The sequence below is a fragment of the Luteolibacter arcticus genome, from assembly GCF_025950235.1.
In the GTDB taxonomy this organism is placed as follows: Bacteria; Verrucomicrobiota; Verrucomicrobiia; order Verrucomicrobiales; family Akkermansiaceae; genus Haloferula; species Haloferula arctica.
Genome location: NZ_JAPDDT010000023.1, coordinates 1 through 16,117, shown reverse-complemented (window position 1 = coordinate 16,117; position 16,117 = coordinate 1). Strand labels below are relative to the sequence as shown.

The following is a 16,117-nucleotide window of genomic DNA, read 5'->3' as shown; positions in this document are numbered from 1 at the left end:
TATCCTCACGCATTCGACCGGAGAAATCCCATGCCCTGCAACCGCACCTACATTTGCACCGATTGCCGGACCGCTCGCCGTGCCCGGGTCGCGTCGGGATTGCAGACGAACCTCAGGTGCCGTTCCTGCCGCGGAGCCCTGTGGGAGCTGGGCCGCGAATGGCGCATCCCGACGAGCGGCGACGTGAAGGCATGGGACGAGCTGGCGGCGGAGGTAGCGCGGAGCAGGCCCGTGCGGGAAGCGCTCATCCGCCGGTCGCGCGAGCGACTCCTCCGCGAGATCGACCGGAAGATCGAGATCACTTCGCTGCGCAAGTCATCCGCCCGCCGCGAGGAACTCCTGCAGGTCCTCTCGAGAAAACGCCGCCGGGTGGAGCAAGAGTATTCCATGGGTGAAGCCGTTCCCGCACACGATCCATCACCAGGCAAACAACCCCTCCGGAAATGAAACCGTCGATCCCCGCGATACCCTTGCTCCTCGCGATTCTCTCTTTCTCTGCCGCTGCTGTTGCTGAAACTACGGCTGTAGTAGGTCACGTTCCGAAGCTCGAAGAAGAGGCCGAGATCCAGGCGTCCTTCAAGGAGCTGGGTCCATTGGTCGGCGCCTTGAAGGAGGATTCGAAGCTGACTCTCTACGAAGGCCTTCCTCACCAGAGCTTCGAGCGCGACCTGCTCGCGTCGGAGCGGAAGGATAAGAAGACCATCACCCGGTATTCGTTTTCATTCTACGACCAGCCGAACCCGGTCTCGGAGGAAGACGCCAAACGGCTGAAGTCCCTGGTGCAGGATCCCAAGAGCTTCGCGCAGTGGCAGGGTGTCAAGCGTTGCGGAGGCTTCCATCCCGACTTCGCGCTCGTCTGGAAGGACAGCGATGCCGAGCTTGAGATCCACGTGTGCTTCGGCTGCCACGAGATCATGGCGTACCGCAACAAGGTGGAGGTGTATTGCGAGATTGAAGACGAGGCCCTCAGCGCATTGAAAAAGATTCTCGGCAACTACCAGAAGCAGAGGCCCAAGCGATGAATGATACCCACGCCACTCCTCCCGGAAGCGGCCGCCTCACTTCGACTTCATGAGCTCGCCCCACGACACAGCCTGGCAATCGGCGATCGACACCATCGCAAGCTCACTTGCCGCCGATCTCCCATTCGTCCGCTCCCTCGAGCCGGTCCACGTTCACGTCCGCGAGCACACCTCGGAATCGCTCACGTTCACCTATGGTATCGTCCGCTACCCGCGCGAGTCGCCGGACTCCGATCACGAGTCCTTCGTCGTCTTCGCGGACCGCAAGACCTTCGGCCCCTTCCTGCGCCGCTACCTCGCCGGCTTCCAATTCACCGAGGATGACGATGCCGTCCATCCGCTCCTCGACGCCACGCTCGCCGAGCTAGGCGACTGATCCTCGCCGTTCCTTCTTGGTAGCGGAACGACTTCGTCGTTCGGGCCGGGCGCGGAAGCCAGGGGCGGAAAGCCATCGCCTCTCCTATATTGGCCGCTCTTCGAAATTCGCGTTCATTGGCGTCCATTCGCGGTTCAGATCTCTAGATGCGGTTGCCTTGTCTCTCCCACCTCGCCTCTTGCGAATCGCGTTAATCATCGCCATCCTCCCACCACTCCGCTCGCCCTCGCATGCCCCAATTCCTCCATCTCACCGACGACCGGGAGATTGCCATGATCCGCAAGAACGGCATCAAGGCCCACGAGATCCGCGGCCGCGAATCGAAGGGCGTCTACGCCACGCCCGTGCTCCAGGACTACTACCGGTCCCACCAGTGGCTGCGCGAACTTCGCCGCAGCGGCATCAAGCTTATCTCCGCCGTCCAATTCCGCGCGGACGATGAAGTGCCGGTCACCATCGGCCGCTTCAATAAGGAACCGCTTGAGACCACCGCCGCGGAGGCTGTTAGAATCTTCATGGAGCACGACACCGGCATGGGTCTGGAAGTCATCTTCCCGGAATCGATCCTCGCCTCCTCCATCACCCGCATCTACACGCCGGATCAGGTCGTCGGGTGGCGCTACTATCCCGAGTCCCATTCGGACGGCCGCAAGCCCTGTGGCTGCCCCTACTGCCAGCGCGGCCAGATCAAGAACCGCAAGCTCCGCGAAGCAGATCGGGACGGTTGAATCACCCGCTTCGCCACGGTGCCCGCTCGCCATCCATGCCCCTGCTGCGGCCACCTCGTTTTCGACCAGTCACCAGGGAGCTACGACCTTTGCCCGGTCTGCTTTTGGGAAGATGACGGGCTCCAACTAGCCCACCCGATGATGGATGGCGGTGCCAACTCCGTGAGCCTCTTCCAATCCCAGTGGAACTTCTCTCAGGTGGGAGCCTGTGAAGCCCGGTTCATCCCGAACGTCCGGCCTCCCGCGCCAGATGAGCCCCTCGATCCGGCGTGGCGGCGATTCGATCCTGCGACCGATCCGCACTTGGACTTCGATTCTCCGGAGGACGAGAAGCTGTGGAAAGCGGCCCCTACCAACGCCAACCTATACTACTGGCAGCCCGGCTATTGGCTCGCAGGTGGGAAGTGACAAAGAGGCTGCAATCTCCACTCTAACAAGATCCATGAGCGCCGACGATCCCGATGCTCCGCCCTTCATCGCAGCCCACCGGCACAGCAGCAATCATCGTGAGGAATTGCTCCGAAGTGCGACCTGCGGCTGCTTCCATTGCCTTCGGATCTTCACCCCGTCCACCATCGAGGAATGGGTGGATGAGATTGACGGCGTCGGCATCACCGCTCTCTGCCCCGCCTGCGGCATCGATTCGGTGGTCGGTGAAGCGTCCCGCTACCCGATCACCACGGAGTTCCTCAAAACCATGAGCCGCCACTGGTTCGGGAGGGAATGAGCAAGCAAAGTGGTGGTCCGCACACTCCGTGTGCGGCTGAAGCAGTTCTCCCCGCCGTCGGAGACCCGCGGCCTCCACCGCCCCGCTTTTGCCTTCGTCCCCACCGGCCACTCCTTTAAGCTCCATCTGAAACTTTTCATTCATCATGACTCTATCGAGATCAGCCCGATTTCTGTTGGTGCTGCTGTTTGGTTTGCTGGCCATCTTGCAGCCTTCCGCGATCTCTGCGGAGGAAGGCCAGCACGATGTCGTCATCAGTTGGCGGCACGAGCGGCTCTTCGAGGATGCGGAGCCCAGCAGTCGCGTTGCTATTCCCGCGGTTCTCTACTATTGGAATGATGAGAAGGTCGGCAAGGACCGCGACGGCTTGGCCGCCATCTACGACCGCTTGGTCACGTTCAAAGGAAACTCCGTTCTCATCAAGCACCGGCCCCGCGAGTGGAGCAAGAGTTTGAGCGATCCCTTCGACAGCGATACCCTGCAGCACTTCAACAACCTCTTCCGCAAGCGGAACCTGCGACTCTCCATCGAATACGTGGACGACAAGCGGGACAATGTCGCGGTTTCCGAAGACAATCCATTCTGGACGCCGCAGGCATTCGCCGCCCCGAGCGAGATCCCGTCTTCCCCGGTGGGAGGGGACGAGTCCGCGGTGATCACCTGGCGATGGAATGTGAAAGCGGAGGGCGGCATGCCCCTCACTCCTGCCGGGCCACGCTATTTCCTGGATGGAAAAGAGATCGGTGCCAGCGAGGAAGGCGTCACCAGGCTCATCGCGAGGCTTCATGCCTACCGGGGGAAAACGATCCGGGTGGTCTCAGCCCCCGCCAAGATCAATGAGCAAGGACCTACTTTTACTAATCTTCCTCCAATCTTCGGGGAGGAGTGGCCGCGATTCGTCCAGGCCGCGACGGCCTCGGAGGTGACGCTCATCGTCAGTCACAAGCATCCGGCATCCGCAAAATCAGGAGAGCAAGAGCAAGGCAAAGGCGATGCATCCGGCGATGCCGAGCCGCCCCGCTGAATTCCCGCCTTCCTCCGCGGCCGCCCATCCGCTATGACATTCATCGTAGCCAAGAGAAAATCCCACCCATGTCCAAGCGCGTGATCTTCACCTGCACCCTGCTCATGATTCTCGGGCTGTGGGGTAGCTACGATACCATCTCGCACTACCTGCAGGGCGGGGTGAATATCAATCTTTTCGGCCTCTTCCTCCCGGTCTTGGTGCTGCTTTTCCTCGGCCTCCCCGGTGCTCGCGCCGTCGCGACCGGCGTCTTCACGGTCAGCTATCTCACGATCGTGGTCGCGATCGTGGGTGCCACTTCCTTCCGGTCCCAGGTTCCTGCTGCGGAGACATCGCTGCTCAGCCAGCCTTCCATGGTCGCGCTGATCGGGATGCTGTTAGGAGCGCCGCTCATGCTGCTGCACTGGATGCTCTTTTCGCCGCCCTTCGAAGAGCATCTCGGCAGAAGGAGAGCATCGGGCGGATTGCCACCGGAAATCAGCGAATGAAACCCTTGCTCGACCTATCACGATTCGCCGGGGTGCTGGACTCCCCGGATCCGGAGAAACGGGGTCAGAAGTATCTCTCCTACATCGAGCGCCAGATCCGCCACGACTCGTGGCAGACCTTCCACGATGACGTTTTTTCGCTGCCGCCAAATGCCCGGCGACTCTACCTGCCGCTGTGCTTCGACATCGGCGTTCGCGGGGGTGGGCTGCCCGGCGCGTTCTCGTTCTATGGCTATTCCGGCGACAGCCTCGTTGAGGAGATCATGGAAGGCTTTCGCTTGCTGGGGCTCCCGCAAGTCGCCGGGTTCCTCGGCCAAGCTCTCGCTTACTGGCGGAAGCCGGATTCCCCCATGCACTCGGACAGCGTCCCCTGGATGAGGATGGACAAGGATCTGGATGATGTTCATGGCCGCTACTATCGGGAGACCGAGGATCTCTTCGCGAGGGTCGGCGCGATGATCGCGGAATGGGGTGAGGACGGAATCCATCACGCAGAACACTGACGATTCCCCATTCCCGTCCCAATCGTCTCCCACGACGGCTGCGGGACGAAACTGCCGGAGCAGGGCTGCCGCAGTCCGGGCCTCCCGCAGGTTGCTTCAAGGCCACATGAAGTCACTCAGCCCGATTGGTGGGGCGAACCGCTGGCAGTGTGTCCTCGAGTCCGGCCTTCCACTTCTTGCCCGATTCCTTCTAACGTCCGCCAGAAGATGAAGCGCATTCCCGAGAAACTCATCCGGCACTATCAGGAGTCGCGTGCTCTGGTATCCCTCACTCGTGAGGAAATCGATCCACACACCATCCACGGCTTCATCGTTGATTTTGATGAAGACTGGACCGCTCTCCAATACGTCTACGACTTCCATCTGGATGGCTATTTGTTCCTCCGCCGAGCGGACCTGACTTCGTTGAAGGCCGGTGCTACCGATGCCTTCCACGAGCAGATGATGGAAGCTGATGGCATCCTCCAGCAGGTCGACTTTGACTTCCGCCTACCTCCGGAGGGTGTGGGAGCTCTCCTGGCCGGCATGCCGGAGGGACGGATCGTGATCCTTAAGAATGAGAGGGAAGACGATTTGTTCCTCATCGGTCCGGTTTTGAAGGTTGCCGGTGGCACGGTCTCGCTCCGGTTCTTTTCCGGTGCAGGGAGCTGGAACGAAGAGCCTGCGGAGATTGCGATGGAAGACATCACGTGGGTTTCCTTCGCCACCAACTACACCCTCGCCTACGAGCGCCACTTCGCCCGCCTCCGTGCCGGCTGAAATGTGGCGCGGCTCATTTCGATGCATTGAGCCGCCGCCTCTCATCTGCTACCGATGCGTCCTGAAATGACGACGTTCGTTCTCCGCATGCTCCCGTTGCTCTTGCTCGCTTTCGGATCTTGCAAGCGCGCCGCTGGGCCATCATCGAAAGCCATCATGCCAAAAGACGAACAGCCTGCCGAATGGAAGTTCCCCGTGGATGACTTCAGGATCGCGGAAGGCTTCATCTGCATCTCCAGGAGCAAGGACCTGAATTGGGAATACTTCGACGAGCGGGTGGATGGGGAGATCGTCTGCACCGGCTTTCGCCTGGAGTGCGCTCCCATCCGCGTCCCGGGCGGCGCGTATGGCTATAAGGAGGAAATAACCAAGGAGCCCGAGGTGATGATCGACGTGCTCTTTCCCTTCGAGTCGCTCGAGAAGCTGGAGGGCACCACCATTCCACTCGGCGAGCCGATGGAAAATTGCAGCCGGGAACTCGGCTCGATGTATCTCTTCGCCTCCCACAATGAGGTCCGGTGGCAGGAGATCCGCTTCGGGAAAGTCCACGGAGATCAGATCGATCTCGAACTCGATCTGCTCCTGGAAGTTGACTACGACACCGGCGTCACGCAATTCCGCCATACTCTCAAGGGCCTCGCGAGCATCGAGGAGCGCTGGGAGAAGTAGAACGGGATCGAGACGCCGGCCGGGAGATCGCACCGGATGACTTGCCTTTGGTAGCGAGGCGACGGGAGTGTTCCGCTGCCTCCACACTCCACGCGACCTCGTTCCTAGCTGTCGTCTTCCTCTTTCCCCGGCATGCTTGCTGCCGGTGCCATCACCAGCAGCGGAATTCGTGCGTTGAACTCGATCCACCAACGGTAGCCCGCCTTCTCGCAAAGCTGGTCAATCGCTCCGGCAAACGAGATCGACGCCGCGCTCATGCTGATGCGCTCCGGTGGCGGCGCCGGTTGCTTGGTCTCCGTCTTGGTATCTTCGTCTGCTCCTGCCTCATCTCCTGTGGCGAAAGGGTCGTCGGCAAGCGCGGGAGTTGTCGCCCTTGCCGGCAGGCGACGGATCACGAAGTTCATCGTGGCCCACTTGTTTCCCGCGCCCTTCCTGCGGATCTCATCAAGGGCGGCTGGGAACCGGAGGTTGTCGATCTTCACCTCCTTCAGAATGATCCGATCCATCTCAGCCACGATCATCGCCTTGGTCGCGTAGTCCTCCTGGAGCGCCGTGAAATTCGGCTGCTCCTCCGCCGCCCCCCGCAGCGCGAGGATCGCGATGAGTGGCACCAGCAACCGGATCAAGGAAAGCCGCGGAGATGTCATGAGCGTGAGGAACAAACTACGCTGCCGGCACGCCATGTCGATTCGGTTCCAAGCGCGCCTGCATTCCGGGCCTTGCGCCGAAGCCGCCGCCGGTGCATCGTCATCCCATGGAAAAGGCTGCGACTTTCACCGCCCGGATCGCCCGCGATGGGGAATGGTTCGTCGCGTTTTCGCCCGAGTTTCCCGAGGGGAACGGGCAGGGAAGGACGGAGCAGGAGGCACTTGATTCCTTGAGGGAGTCGATCCTGTTGCTAATCGAAGATCGCCGCGAGGATGCCCGGGCGTCGCTCGCTGAGGGGGAGAAACTTGTGCCATTGGCCTTGGCGTGAAGCGGCGGGATCTGATCCGCCATTTGGAGGCTCACGGTTGCCCGCTGAAACGGGAGGGTGGCTCGCATCCGATTTACTGGAACCCGGCGACCGGGCGAAGAGAGCCAGTTCCTAGGCACTCTGAGATTTCTGACTTGCTCGCCCGCAAGATCTGCCGAGCTCTGGAAATTTCGGAACCTTGAGCCGTCTTCTCCACGCCCTGTTGTATTCGCGTTAGCCGGCGATCCCACCAACTAGCGCCTCTGCGGTAAACTCTCTCTCCACCGTCGCCCGCCGTTCACTCGGTCTCTTGCCTTCTTCTTCCCCGCCGCCTTGAACTCATCCAGGCTCAGCTTGCCGTCGCCGTTCTTGTCTTTCCGGCCGAAGGCCTTGTTTCTCTTCGCGGTGTCTTTCGCGCCGTGGACGAATTCGTTCTTCGAGAGCGCGCCGTCGTGATCGTTGTCCTTCTTCTTGAAGACCTTTTGCGGGTTCGCTTTTTTCTTCGCGGCGCCGCCACCACCACCGCCGGGAGCGGCAGGTGCGATGTCAATGAACAGGGCGAGGGTCAGGGCGATCACGGTGAGTGAGGTCTTCATGGTGTTGATGGATGGAATCAATGGGATTGAAAGGGGCGGTCTTCTAACAACTTCAGCGGGGCGTGGCGGGTGTTCCTTACAAGCCGAGCAGGGTCTCGATCTCGGACTTCGAGAGCGCGCGATCGCCGTTCTTGTTGTAGGTGTCGAATTTCTTGCCGGCGGCCTTCTGGTCCGCTTCGCCCGTGAGGAATTCGTCGCGGCTGAGCGAGCCGTCGTGGTTCTTGTCCTTCTTGTCGAGGTATCCTTGGATCGCGTCGCGCTTCACTTCGCGGGCTTTCCTTTCCTGGGCCTCGCGCTTTTCCTCGGCCTTGTCGCGCTTGCGCTGGGCCGCCCGGTTGGGCTTGGCATCCACGGACACGACCAGGGACGCGATGATGAGGACGATGGGGATGGCTTTCATGGGTTCGGCTCGGAAATAAGGGGCGTTCCAGATTCGATTTCGTGAATCGGCGGTGTGTTCCGGGAACCCGGAGCGGAGTTTGAAATCCTTGCCCCGGGATCTGTAATCCCGAATCCGGGCTCCCCAGACGAAACCCGACTCCCGTTTGCCAGTTGCGGGAGAAATGTCATGATTTCCAAGCCACACTTCCCGGTTTGGCGAAATTCCCGGTCATGATCCCGCCTACGCCATTCCCGGCCCCGACGAACCCCAGAAGTTCGGCGCTCCGTAGATTTGCTGGAGAAGCTCAACCGCAGATAAACGGGATGGACGCAGATAAAAGCCGGATTTCAGGTCCCTGCGACCGCGGGCTGCTGGCTCGCCCAAGCACCGAGACGCTCCGATCTTCAAATTCGCTCCGCATGGAACTCGCACTTTCCAGCATCCACTCTTATCCCATTCATCCTATCCATCCTAGTCCCGATCTTCTTCTTTGATCGCATTCATCTGCGCCCATCCCGTTCATCTGCGGTTGATTCGCTGTTCCGCAACCCACCAGGGTAAATAAGAAATAGCACCCACCTTCTTTCCATGAAATCCGCGTTCTTGCTCCCATTCCTCCTCGCCACGCCGCTTCTAACAAGCGCGGCGGACAAGCCGAACGTCATCCTCATCATGGTGGATGACATGGGCTACTCCGACATCCGCCCGTGGGGTGGTGAGATCGACACGCCGAATCTCGACGCGCTCGCGAAGAACGGCGTGCGCTTCACCCAGTTCTACAATTCCGCACGCTGCTGCCCGACCCGGGCGACGCTGATGACCGGCCTGCATCCGCACCAGGTGGGCATCGGGCACATGACCGGTGAGGAGAAGGGCGACGACAAGCAGGTGCCGCCCGCTTATGCGGGAAACATCAATGACTCCTGCGTGACCCTCGCGCAGGTCGCGAAGAGTGCGGGCTACGCCACCTTCATGACCGGCAAGTGGCACATCTCCGGCAAGGACCAGGGCGATTGGCCGCTGCAGCGTGGCTTCGATCGCTACTACGGCTGCCTCGCGGGCGCCACGCACCACTTCCAGCCCTTCGGCCCGCGCATCATGTATGACGGGAATACGCCGGACCGGAATCCGAAGAGCACCACCGACCGCCCGTTTTACACGACGGATGCCTTCGCGGATCATGCGCGGCAATTCATCGACGCGCACAAGGCGGGGAGGAAGCACGACAAGCCATTCTTTCTCTATCTGGCCTTCACTGCGCCGCATTGGCCGCACCACGCGCACGATCAGGAGCTGGAGAAATATCGCGGCAAGTATGCCATGGGCTGGGACAAGCTGCGCGACCAACGCTTCGCCCGGCAAAAGGAGTCCGGCCTGCTGCCCGCTTCGTGGAAGATGTCCCCGCGCGATCCCGAGGTGCCCGCATGGGACTCGCTCGATGAAGCGAAGCAGAAGGAATGCGCCGACCGCATGGCCGCCTACGCGGGCATGATCGATCGCGTGGACCAAAAGATCGGCGACCTGTTAGACACCTTGAAGGAGAACGATGCCTTTGACAACACGCTGATCCTGTTCCTCTCCGACAATGGCGCCTGCGCGGAAGCCTCGCTCATCGGCAAGGGCGATCCTGTGAAGGACCGCGCGCCAGAGACCGAGCTGACCCTGCCGAGCTATGGCAAGGCCTGGGCGAATGCCTCCGCCACGCCGTATCGTCTCTACAAGCACTTCGCCCATGAAGGCGGCGCGAATACGCCCTTCATCGCGCATTGGCCGGCGCGTATCAAGGGCGGGCGGGATTGGTATCGCGAGCCCGCGCAGTTGATCGATGTGATGGCCACGGTGGTGGAGGTCACGGGCGCGACGTATCCGAAGCAGTCCAATGGGCACGTGATCTTGTCCGCGGATGGCGTTCCTCTAACACCCGCCTTCGAGGGCAAGCCGCTCGGCCGCAAGTCGCCGATCTTCATCGAGCATGAGAACAACGCCTTCGTGCGGGATGGCGAGTGGAAGCTCGTCGGCAAGGGCGTCTCCCTGCCGCGCGGTCTCCAGAAGGACAAGTGGGAGCTCTACCGCCTCAGCGAGGATGGCACCGAGCTGAAGGACCTCGCGAAGGAGCAGCCCGACAAGGTTGCAGCCATGTCCGCGCAGTGGGAAGCTTGGGCCGCACGCGCCCGCGTCTATCCCAAGCAGAAGCCCGGAGCCGCGAAGAAGAAGAAGCAACAAAAGCAGTAAAATCCCGGGAGCGAAGATCCCGGGAGCGCCGGTCTTCAGACCGGCCGAATGGTCCCTGGCAGCTTGCCCAATCCCCCGCGCCACCCGCCACCCACGTCCGACCCGCTTTGAAGGACCATTCGTGCCGGTCTGAAGACCGGCGCTCCCAGAAAAGACCCGTACAAGCAGCAATCGCCATGAAACCCTGGATCACCCTGTTAGCCGCCGTGTTGCTTTCTCCACTGCTGAGTGCCGCGGAGAAGCCGAACATCCTCGTCATCATCGCCGACGATTGCACTTACAGCGACCTGTCCTTCCACGGCGGGGAAAATGCAAAGACGCCGCACCTGGATGCCTTCGCGAAGTCGGGCACCGTCTTCGAGCGCGCCTACCTCGGCATGGCGATGTGCGCGCCGTGCCGCTCCGAATTCTACACCGGCCGGCTGCCGTTGCGGAATGGCTGCGCGTGGAACCAAGCTGCCAGCCGCCCCGGCACGAAGAGCATCACGCACTACCTCGGCGATCTCGGCTATCGCGTCGGCCTCGCGGGGAAGACCCACATCAAGCCGCGCGGGGTTTATCCTTTCGAGGAGATTGCCGGCTTCGATGAAAACTGCGTCCGCGACCCCACGCTCCCACACCATGTCGAGGGCGCGCGCAAGTTCATCACCCGCGATGAGAAGCAGCCCTTCTGCCTGGTGGTCGCTCTCACAGAACCGCACGCCCCGTGGGTGATGGGCGATGCCTCGGCCTACCCGCCGAAGTCGCTCAAGCTGCCAGCCTACCTCGCGGACACGCCGCTCACCCGCCAGAGCTTCTCCCGCTACCTCGCCGAGATTACCTATATGGATGGCCAGGTCGGCGAGTTGCTCGAGATGTTAGACAAGACCGGCCGCGCGAAGGACACGCTGGTCGTCTTCACCAGCGAGCAGGGCGCGCAATTCCCCGGCTGCAAGTGGACGAATTACGACTGCGGCCTGCACACGTCGATCGTCGCCCGCATGCCCGGCGTCGTCCCCGCTGGCCGCCGCACGCCGGCACTCGTCCAGTATGCGGACCTGCTGCCGACCTTCATCGAGCTCGCCGGGGGCAAGCCTGATCCGAAGTCCTTCGACGGCACCAGCTTCGCCGCCGTGCTGCGTGGCGAGAAGGACACGCACCGCGAATTCGTGGAGGGCATGCACAACAACTACCCGGAAGGCCCGCCGTATCCCATCCGCTCGATCAGCGATGGCGAATGGCGCTACATCCGCAATCTAACACCCGAGCGCATCTACATCGAGAAGCACCTCATGGGTCGCACCGAGCACAATCCCTACTGGGGCTCGTGGGTCTTCAGTGCCACGGAGAATCCGCGGCACCTGATGCTCGTCGAACGCTTCATTCATCGCCCCGCGGAGGAGCTCTATCACACCTCGCAGGACCGGTTCGAGCTGAAGAATCTCGCCGCCGACCCTGCCCAGACCGCGAACAAGGCCCGCCTCTCCGCCGCGCTCGACCGCTACCTCGCCGACCAGCTCGACCCCGGTGCCAAGCTCGACACCCCCGAGGCCTTCCAATCAGCCCAAGACCTCAAGCCGCCATTCCCCGGCAAGCCATGATCATCACTGGGAGCGCGGAATTCATTCCGCCAGGCAAAACCGGCGAACCTACCATCCAGGCGGAATAGATTGTCCGGAAGAATAGAAATGGCCCGGACCACTTCCGCTTCGCTCCACTTCCGCGCTCCCAGTATGCCCCGGGATCTTACGGCATTCCTAGTAGACACGATCCCCGCCCGGGAGCGCCGGTCTTCAGACCGGCCCGAGTGGTCCCTGACTGTCCGCCTCATCTACAGCACCTCTTCTCCATCCCCGTCCCGTCGGCTTCGATGGACCATTCATACCGGTCTGAAGACCGGCGCTCCCGGCTCCATCGCTCTCTCAAATTCATCCACTCGCAGGAAAGTTCATCCCGCCTCATTCGTCATGGCCTTCACCGCCGCCAGTCGATCTTCTTCAATCTGCGTTCATCTGCGCAATCTGCGGTTGATGTTCTTACCTCTTGGGTGCCACGTCGGGTTGGCGGAAGAAATTGACCGCAGATTACACAGATTGACGCGGATAAGAGGGATGGTGCCGCCAAAGGGCCACGCCCCATGAAGCCGAAGGCCCTCGGACTGCTGCGGTCATCCGCAGCTTTTGAGTGCATGGCGCGGCAGTCTTGCTCCGGTGGAGTGAAGCGATCCTCCGCGTTCGCTTCGATGCCGGTGAACGGCGGTCCTCACCTTTCATTCAAAAGCTGCGGATGACCGCGGCTCTTGAATGCAGGGTGCGGCGTGCTGCCCCGGTGGAGTGAGGCGATCCTCTTCGATCGCTTCGATCCCGGTGAACGGCGATCCTCACCTATCACTCAAGAGCTGCGGATGACCGCAGCAGTCCAAGGGCGGCTGCGCCGCGATCGTCGGGCGCGATCACAGGAAGAGATCCGCGCGAAAAACAGCCCAGCTCACCCAATCCTCCGCCAGACCGCACAAGCCACCCCCATGACCTTCCGGCCCGTCGGATCCGGCTCGCGCTTGAACGACCACACCGGTTCGTCCCAATCGAAGTCCTCGAACCGGCCGGGCGGCTGGAACCTCTGCACGCCCTTCAGCCCCCACCACTCCACGACCTGCTCCGGCCGGTGCCAGTCGCCGATGCGGCAATCCGCCAGCGAAGACGAAACGAACCTCGGCGGATCACCTGATTCCACAGCCTGCGGTAAAGAAAGGATGGCCGGCATGCGTTCAAGTGAACACATATTGCCCCGCCCGTCAAATCCCTTTATTCTCGGGCCAGTGGATGACAAGCCCGACACCCGTCAGAAGCGACCGCCGACTTGGCGCTATCGTGATCGGGATGAACGGCTCTACGTCGCCCTCATGGGCTACTGCCTCGTCAGCTTCCTCCTCGTGAAGCTCTCCTACGGCTCGGTTTCCAGCTATCTCTTCACCGCCATCGTGGTCCCGCTCCTCGCGCTGATTGCCCTGATTGTCTTCCAAGTGTCCGCTCGTCCCCGGCCATCACCGCTTGCGTTCGCTTTGGTCTTCGCGGGAATCCTCGGCGTTGCTTACGGCGTCCTCCTCATCGCGGCGGAAGCATCGGCGGCGGTATGAGGGGCTTGTGTTCAATAGCCCGCCAAAAAGGGCGAACCAAGCGCCGGGATGAGAAAGACTCTTCATCCCATCCATCCTATCCATCCCAGTCCCAAAACATTCACGTCCGCCCGCCCCCGATCACCCGCCATTCTTGAACAGATCCAGAAACCGGTCCTCGTACTCCCGGAAGACATGCAGCCGGTCGAGTTCCTGCTTCAGGAAGTAAGCCCGTGAACGATCCGCCTTCGCCTCGCCGAAGAGCTTGTCCAGATGCTGGCGATCCTCCGCGTTCAGCTTCGGCTTCTTCTCCTTCTCTTCCTCTTCATCCGGCACAGCGGGTGCCTCGCCGCCTTCCACCTGATGGATCGCTTGCTCGATCCGGCTCAGGAAGGTCTCCAGCTTGTTCTCCACCTCCTGCGCGTGCGCCTCGAGTTCGGTGAGGTCGATCCGGATGCCGGCGACCTTGGCGAAAAACTCCAGCACCGCCAGCGAGGCCTTCGGGTAGGGGAGCTGTGAGAAAAGCTGCGGCATCTCCCCGAGCAGGCAACCGCCCTGCAAGCCGCTCTCCGCGGCCACGCCCAGCAGCACGCCATTCAGCCCATTGATCTGCCCGCTTTCCAGGACCGTCGCATCCAGATCGCGGAAGCGCTTCAGCGTCGCATGGTCGGTCGCCGCGCCGAAGACGCGGCCTTCCTCGCCCGGCCGCATCCCGGTCGCCATCGCCGCGAAGGTGAACACGTGCCGCACGCCGAGTGGCTTCACCCGGTCGATGAGTTGGTGGCAGATCATCGCCGACTTCATCGTCGGCTGCGCCTCGCCGATGAAGACGATCAGGTCGTGCTGCCCGCGCGGGTCCTTCCACACGAAGAGCCGGCTGCGCGGCAACGGCGCGATTTGGATCAGCCCGTCCTTCACGTCCACGTGGTCGGACTCAAAGAGATCGCGGGCTGGCAGCTCTTCCCAGAGGTGCATGCCGAGTTTCGCCATCAGATAGTATCCGGCCCCCATCGCCACGGTGCCCATGCCGGGCCACACGGCGACCAGCCACGGGTCGTGCAGTTCTGCCATGGGCCAGCATCGCCTGTGGAGGGCACACCGTCAAACGGCGCTCGATTCCGCGGATCCGCCGGCTTTGGAATGAGGGCTTTCCCTAGCAGGCCTTGACAGCACCGCGAGGGCTTTCTCCTATCGTCGCCCCATGAAGCTTCCTCCCCGCATCGATCGCCGCGACGCTCTCCGCATCCTGGGGGCGGGCTCACTGGCCACGCTGCTGACCGGCCCCGCCGGTGCGGAGGAGGCCACGGGCAAGTGGGACGAGAAGAGCATTGCCGACTACACCCAGCGGCTCTTCGACTGGCTGAAGGCGAATTTCGAAAAGCGCGCGGACACCTTGGGCAACGTCGGCGGCACCGCGTTCAAGCTGGAGTACGACTACCTCGCTCCCTCGGATGATAAGAAGCGGCAGCGCGTCTTCGAGCGCTTCGCCGAGGGTCGCTTGGCAGGGAAGGCGACCGAGGAGCACATCAAGACCTGCCTCACCGAATTCGAGCGTATCCGCAAGTCGCTGGTCGCCGCCGAGGCGATCGCCTCCGCCGCATGGAAGGGCGGGGAAGCGGTGGGCGCTCTCACGGAGGGCCGCATCTATGACTCCACCATCTCCGCCGCCCGGCTGACCGTGGTGCTCGATTCCAGCCGCAGCATGACGCCCTATCTCGAGCCCTTGCGAAAGGAGATCACCCGCGATTTCGCCAATGCCTATTTCGTCGAGGTCAATGGCTGCCAGCTCTCCCGTCCTGCTGCCTGCCCGTGGTTCTATGCCGCCCCGGTGCAAGGCGTGAATCCCTTCACGCCGGACCGCCACATCCCGCAGGTGCCGACCGTGGAGGACCTCCCTCACGCCACCTTCATCCGCTGGACCCGCGATGCTCCTGCCGCGCTGAATTGCATGGTGGACCTGATGAAGACCGACGCCATCTACTGGTTCTGCGACTTCGATGACCCCGATCGCGAGGAAGTCATCGTCGAGTTCGGCAAGAAAGTGCTCGCCCAAAAGACCAAACTCTACGCCCACACCCTGGACAAGAAAGTCCCGACCCTGCTCAGCACCCTCGCCGAACGCTCGGGTGGGCAGGTGGTGAGGAAGAAGATCTAACAGGGTGGTGCAGCGGCTTCCTCCATTGTGGCCGCGCGCGATGGAAGCCGAAGGCCCTCGGACCGCTGCGGTCATCCGCAGCTTTCGAATGCACGCAGCGGCGGTACAATGGCGAAGGTCGCAGCGATCCTGAAAGCCCGGTTCAGTCCAACAGGGAGGCTGTCTCCACACTGCATTCAAGAGCTGCGAAGAATCGCAGCAGTCCGAGGGCGGCTGCGCCGCGGTCAGTAGGCGGCTCTCACCCTTGTGGTCGCGCGCGATGGAAGCCGAAGGCCCTCGGACTGCTGCGGTCATCCGCAGCTTTCGAATGCACGCAGCGGCGGTTCGTTGGGCGAAAGTCGCAGCGATCCCGGAAGCCCGGTTCAGTCCAACAGGGAAGGCCCTCTACACCCTGCACTCGAGAGCTG

General features: G+C 62.0%; 22 protein-coding genes. 17 read left to right on the top strand and 5 right to left on the bottom strand.

Annotation, left to right across the window (positions count from 1 at the left end):
- Nucleotides 1–30: 30 nt before the first annotated feature.
- From OKA05_RS27050 to OKA05_RS27000, 11 genes are all read left to right on the top strand, one after another.
- A complete protein-coding gene (locus OKA05_RS27050; protein ID WP_264490348.1) occupies nucleotides 31–447 on the top strand; it encodes a hypothetical protein in 417 nt (138 codons plus the stop codon).
- Nucleotides 444–1,022: a hypothetical protein gene (locus OKA05_RS27045; protein ID WP_264490347.1), complete on the top strand. Its 579-nt coding sequence runs from the start codon at nucleotides 444–446 to the stop codon at nucleotides 1,020–1,022. Before OKA05_RS27050 ends, OKA05_RS27045 begins: the two co-directional genes overlap by 4 nt.
- Nucleotides 1,023–1,071: 49 nt before the next feature.
- Nucleotides 1,072–1,398, top strand: coding sequence for a hypothetical protein (locus OKA05_RS27040; RefSeq protein WP_264490346.1), 327 nt, complete (start codon nucleotides 1,072–1,074; stop codon nucleotides 1,396–1,398).
- Nucleotides 1,399–1,628: 230 nt separating this feature from the next.
- The gene (locus tag OKA05_RS27035; protein WP_264490345.1) at nucleotides 1,629–2,126 is read left to right on the top strand and encodes a hypothetical protein; all 498 of its coding nucleotides are present in this window, start codon (nucleotides 1,629–1,631) and stop codon (nucleotides 2,124–2,126) included.
- An 18-nt stretch (nucleotides 2,127–2,144) separates the two neighbouring features.
- On the top strand, nucleotides 2,145–2,534 hold the full coding sequence (locus OKA05_RS27030) for a CPCC family cysteine-rich protein (protein WP_264490344.1): 390 nt from the start codon (nucleotides 2,145–2,147) through the stop codon (nucleotides 2,532–2,534).
- Nucleotides 2,535–2,568: 34 nt separating this feature from the next.
- The gene (locus OKA05_RS27025) at nucleotides 2,569–2,853 is read left to right on the top strand and encodes a cytoplasmic protein (protein ID WP_264490343.1); all 285 of its coding nucleotides are present in this window, start codon (nucleotides 2,569–2,571) and stop codon (nucleotides 2,851–2,853) included.
- 145 nt (nucleotides 2,854–2,998) lie between these two features.
- Nucleotides 2,999–3,877, top strand: a complete 879-nt coding sequence (locus OKA05_RS27020) for a hypothetical protein (RefSeq protein ID WP_264490342.1) — start codon at nucleotides 2,999–3,001, stop codon at nucleotides 3,875–3,877.
- A gap of 68 nt (nucleotides 3,878–3,945) precedes the next feature.
- Nucleotides 3,946–4,365: a hypothetical protein gene (locus OKA05_RS27015; protein WP_264490341.1), complete on the top strand. Its 420-nt coding sequence runs from the start codon at nucleotides 3,946–3,948 to the stop codon at nucleotides 4,363–4,365.
- Nucleotides 4,362–4,868, top strand: coding sequence for a DMP19 family protein (locus tag OKA05_RS27010; protein ID WP_264490340.1), 507 nt, complete (start codon nucleotides 4,362–4,364; stop codon nucleotides 4,866–4,868). Before OKA05_RS27015 ends, OKA05_RS27010 begins: the two co-directional genes overlap by 4 nt.
- Before the next feature lie 207 nt (nucleotides 4,869–5,075).
- Nucleotides 5,076–5,627: a hypothetical protein gene (locus tag OKA05_RS27005; RefSeq protein ID WP_264490339.1), complete on the top strand. Its 552-nt coding sequence runs from the start codon at nucleotides 5,076–5,078 to the stop codon at nucleotides 5,625–5,627.
- Nucleotides 5,628–5,783: 156 nt separating this feature from the next.
- Entirely contained in the window at nucleotides 5,784–6,296 is a 513-nt protein-coding gene (locus tag OKA05_RS27000) for a hypothetical protein (RefSeq protein WP_264490338.1), read from the top strand.
- A 104-nt stretch (nucleotides 6,297–6,400) separates the two neighbouring features.
- Here OKA05_RS27000 and OKA05_RS26995 read toward each other — a convergent pair whose 3' ends face one another.
- On the bottom strand, nucleotides 6,401–6,979 hold the full coding sequence (locus tag OKA05_RS26995) for a hypothetical protein (protein WP_264490337.1): 579 nt from the start codon (nucleotides 6,977–6,979) through the stop codon (nucleotides 6,401–6,403).
- Nucleotides 6,980–7,050: 71 nt separating this feature from the next.
- On the opposite strand from OKA05_RS26995, the gene OKA05_RS26990 reads away from it, so the two are divergent.
- Nucleotides 7,051–7,272 (top strand): type II toxin-antitoxin system HicB family antitoxin, encoded by a 222-nt coding sequence (locus tag OKA05_RS26990; RefSeq protein WP_264490336.1) that lies wholly within the window; start codon nucleotides 7,051–7,053, stop codon nucleotides 7,270–7,272.
- Nucleotides 7,269–7,454, top strand: a complete 186-nt coding sequence (locus OKA05_RS29395) for a type II toxin-antitoxin system HicA family toxin (RefSeq protein WP_343227004.1) — start codon at nucleotides 7,269–7,271, stop codon at nucleotides 7,452–7,454. Before OKA05_RS26990 ends, OKA05_RS29395 begins: the two co-directional genes overlap by 4 nt.
- A gap of 51 nt (nucleotides 7,455–7,505) precedes the next feature.
- Here OKA05_RS29395 and OKA05_RS26985 read toward each other — a convergent pair whose 3' ends face one another.
- Nucleotides 7,506–7,847 carry an EF-hand domain-containing protein gene (locus tag OKA05_RS26985; RefSeq protein WP_264490335.1) on the bottom strand — a complete coding sequence of 114 codons (342 nt, stop codon included), beginning with the start codon at nucleotides 7,845–7,847 and terminating at the stop codon, nucleotides 7,506–7,508.
- A gap of 76 nt (nucleotides 7,848–7,923) precedes the next feature.
- Nucleotides 7,924–8,247, bottom strand: coding sequence for an EF-hand domain-containing protein (locus tag OKA05_RS26980; RefSeq protein WP_264490334.1), 324 nt, complete (start codon nucleotides 8,245–8,247; stop codon nucleotides 7,924–7,926).
- Nucleotides 8,248–8,817: 570 nt separating this feature from the next.
- On the opposite strand from OKA05_RS26980, the gene OKA05_RS26975 reads away from it, so the two are divergent.
- Nucleotides 8,818–10,461, top strand: a complete 1,644-nt coding sequence (locus tag OKA05_RS26975) for an arylsulfatase (RefSeq protein WP_264490333.1) — start codon at nucleotides 8,818–8,820, stop codon at nucleotides 10,459–10,461.
- 176 nt (nucleotides 10,462–10,637) lie between these two features.
- Complete coding sequence (locus OKA05_RS26970; RefSeq protein ID WP_264490332.1) at nucleotides 10,638–12,041, top strand: sulfatase family protein; 1,404 nt, start codon at nucleotides 10,638–10,640, stop codon at nucleotides 12,039–12,041.
- An 886-nt stretch (nucleotides 12,042–12,927) separates the two neighbouring features.
- Here the strand turns inward: OKA05_RS26970 and OKA05_RS26965 are convergent.
- On the bottom strand, nucleotides 12,928–13,203 hold the full coding sequence (locus OKA05_RS26965; RefSeq protein WP_264490331.1) for a hypothetical protein: 276 nt from the start codon (nucleotides 13,201–13,203) through the stop codon (nucleotides 12,928–12,930).
- A 19-nt stretch (nucleotides 13,204–13,222) separates the two neighbouring features.
- Here OKA05_RS26965 and OKA05_RS26960 point away from each other — a divergent pair, with 19 nt between their 5' ends.
- On the top strand, nucleotides 13,223–13,576 hold the full coding sequence (locus tag OKA05_RS26960; RefSeq protein ID WP_264490330.1) for a hypothetical protein: 354 nt from the start codon (nucleotides 13,223–13,225) through the stop codon (nucleotides 13,574–13,576).
- Nucleotides 13,577–13,696: 120 nt separating this feature from the next.
- Here OKA05_RS26960 and OKA05_RS26955 read toward each other — a convergent pair whose 3' ends face one another.
- Entirely contained in the window at nucleotides 13,697–14,626 is a 930-nt protein-coding gene (locus OKA05_RS26955) for a PAC2 family protein (RefSeq protein WP_264490329.1), read from the bottom strand.
- A gap of 130 nt (nucleotides 14,627–14,756) precedes the next feature.
- On the opposite strand from OKA05_RS26955, the gene OKA05_RS26950 reads away from it, so the two are divergent.
- On the top strand, nucleotides 14,757–15,710 hold the full coding sequence (locus OKA05_RS26950) for a hypothetical protein (RefSeq protein ID WP_264490328.1): 954 nt from the start codon (nucleotides 14,757–14,759) through the stop codon (nucleotides 15,708–15,710).
- The last annotated feature ends 407 nt before the right edge of the window (nucleotides 15,711–16,117 follow it).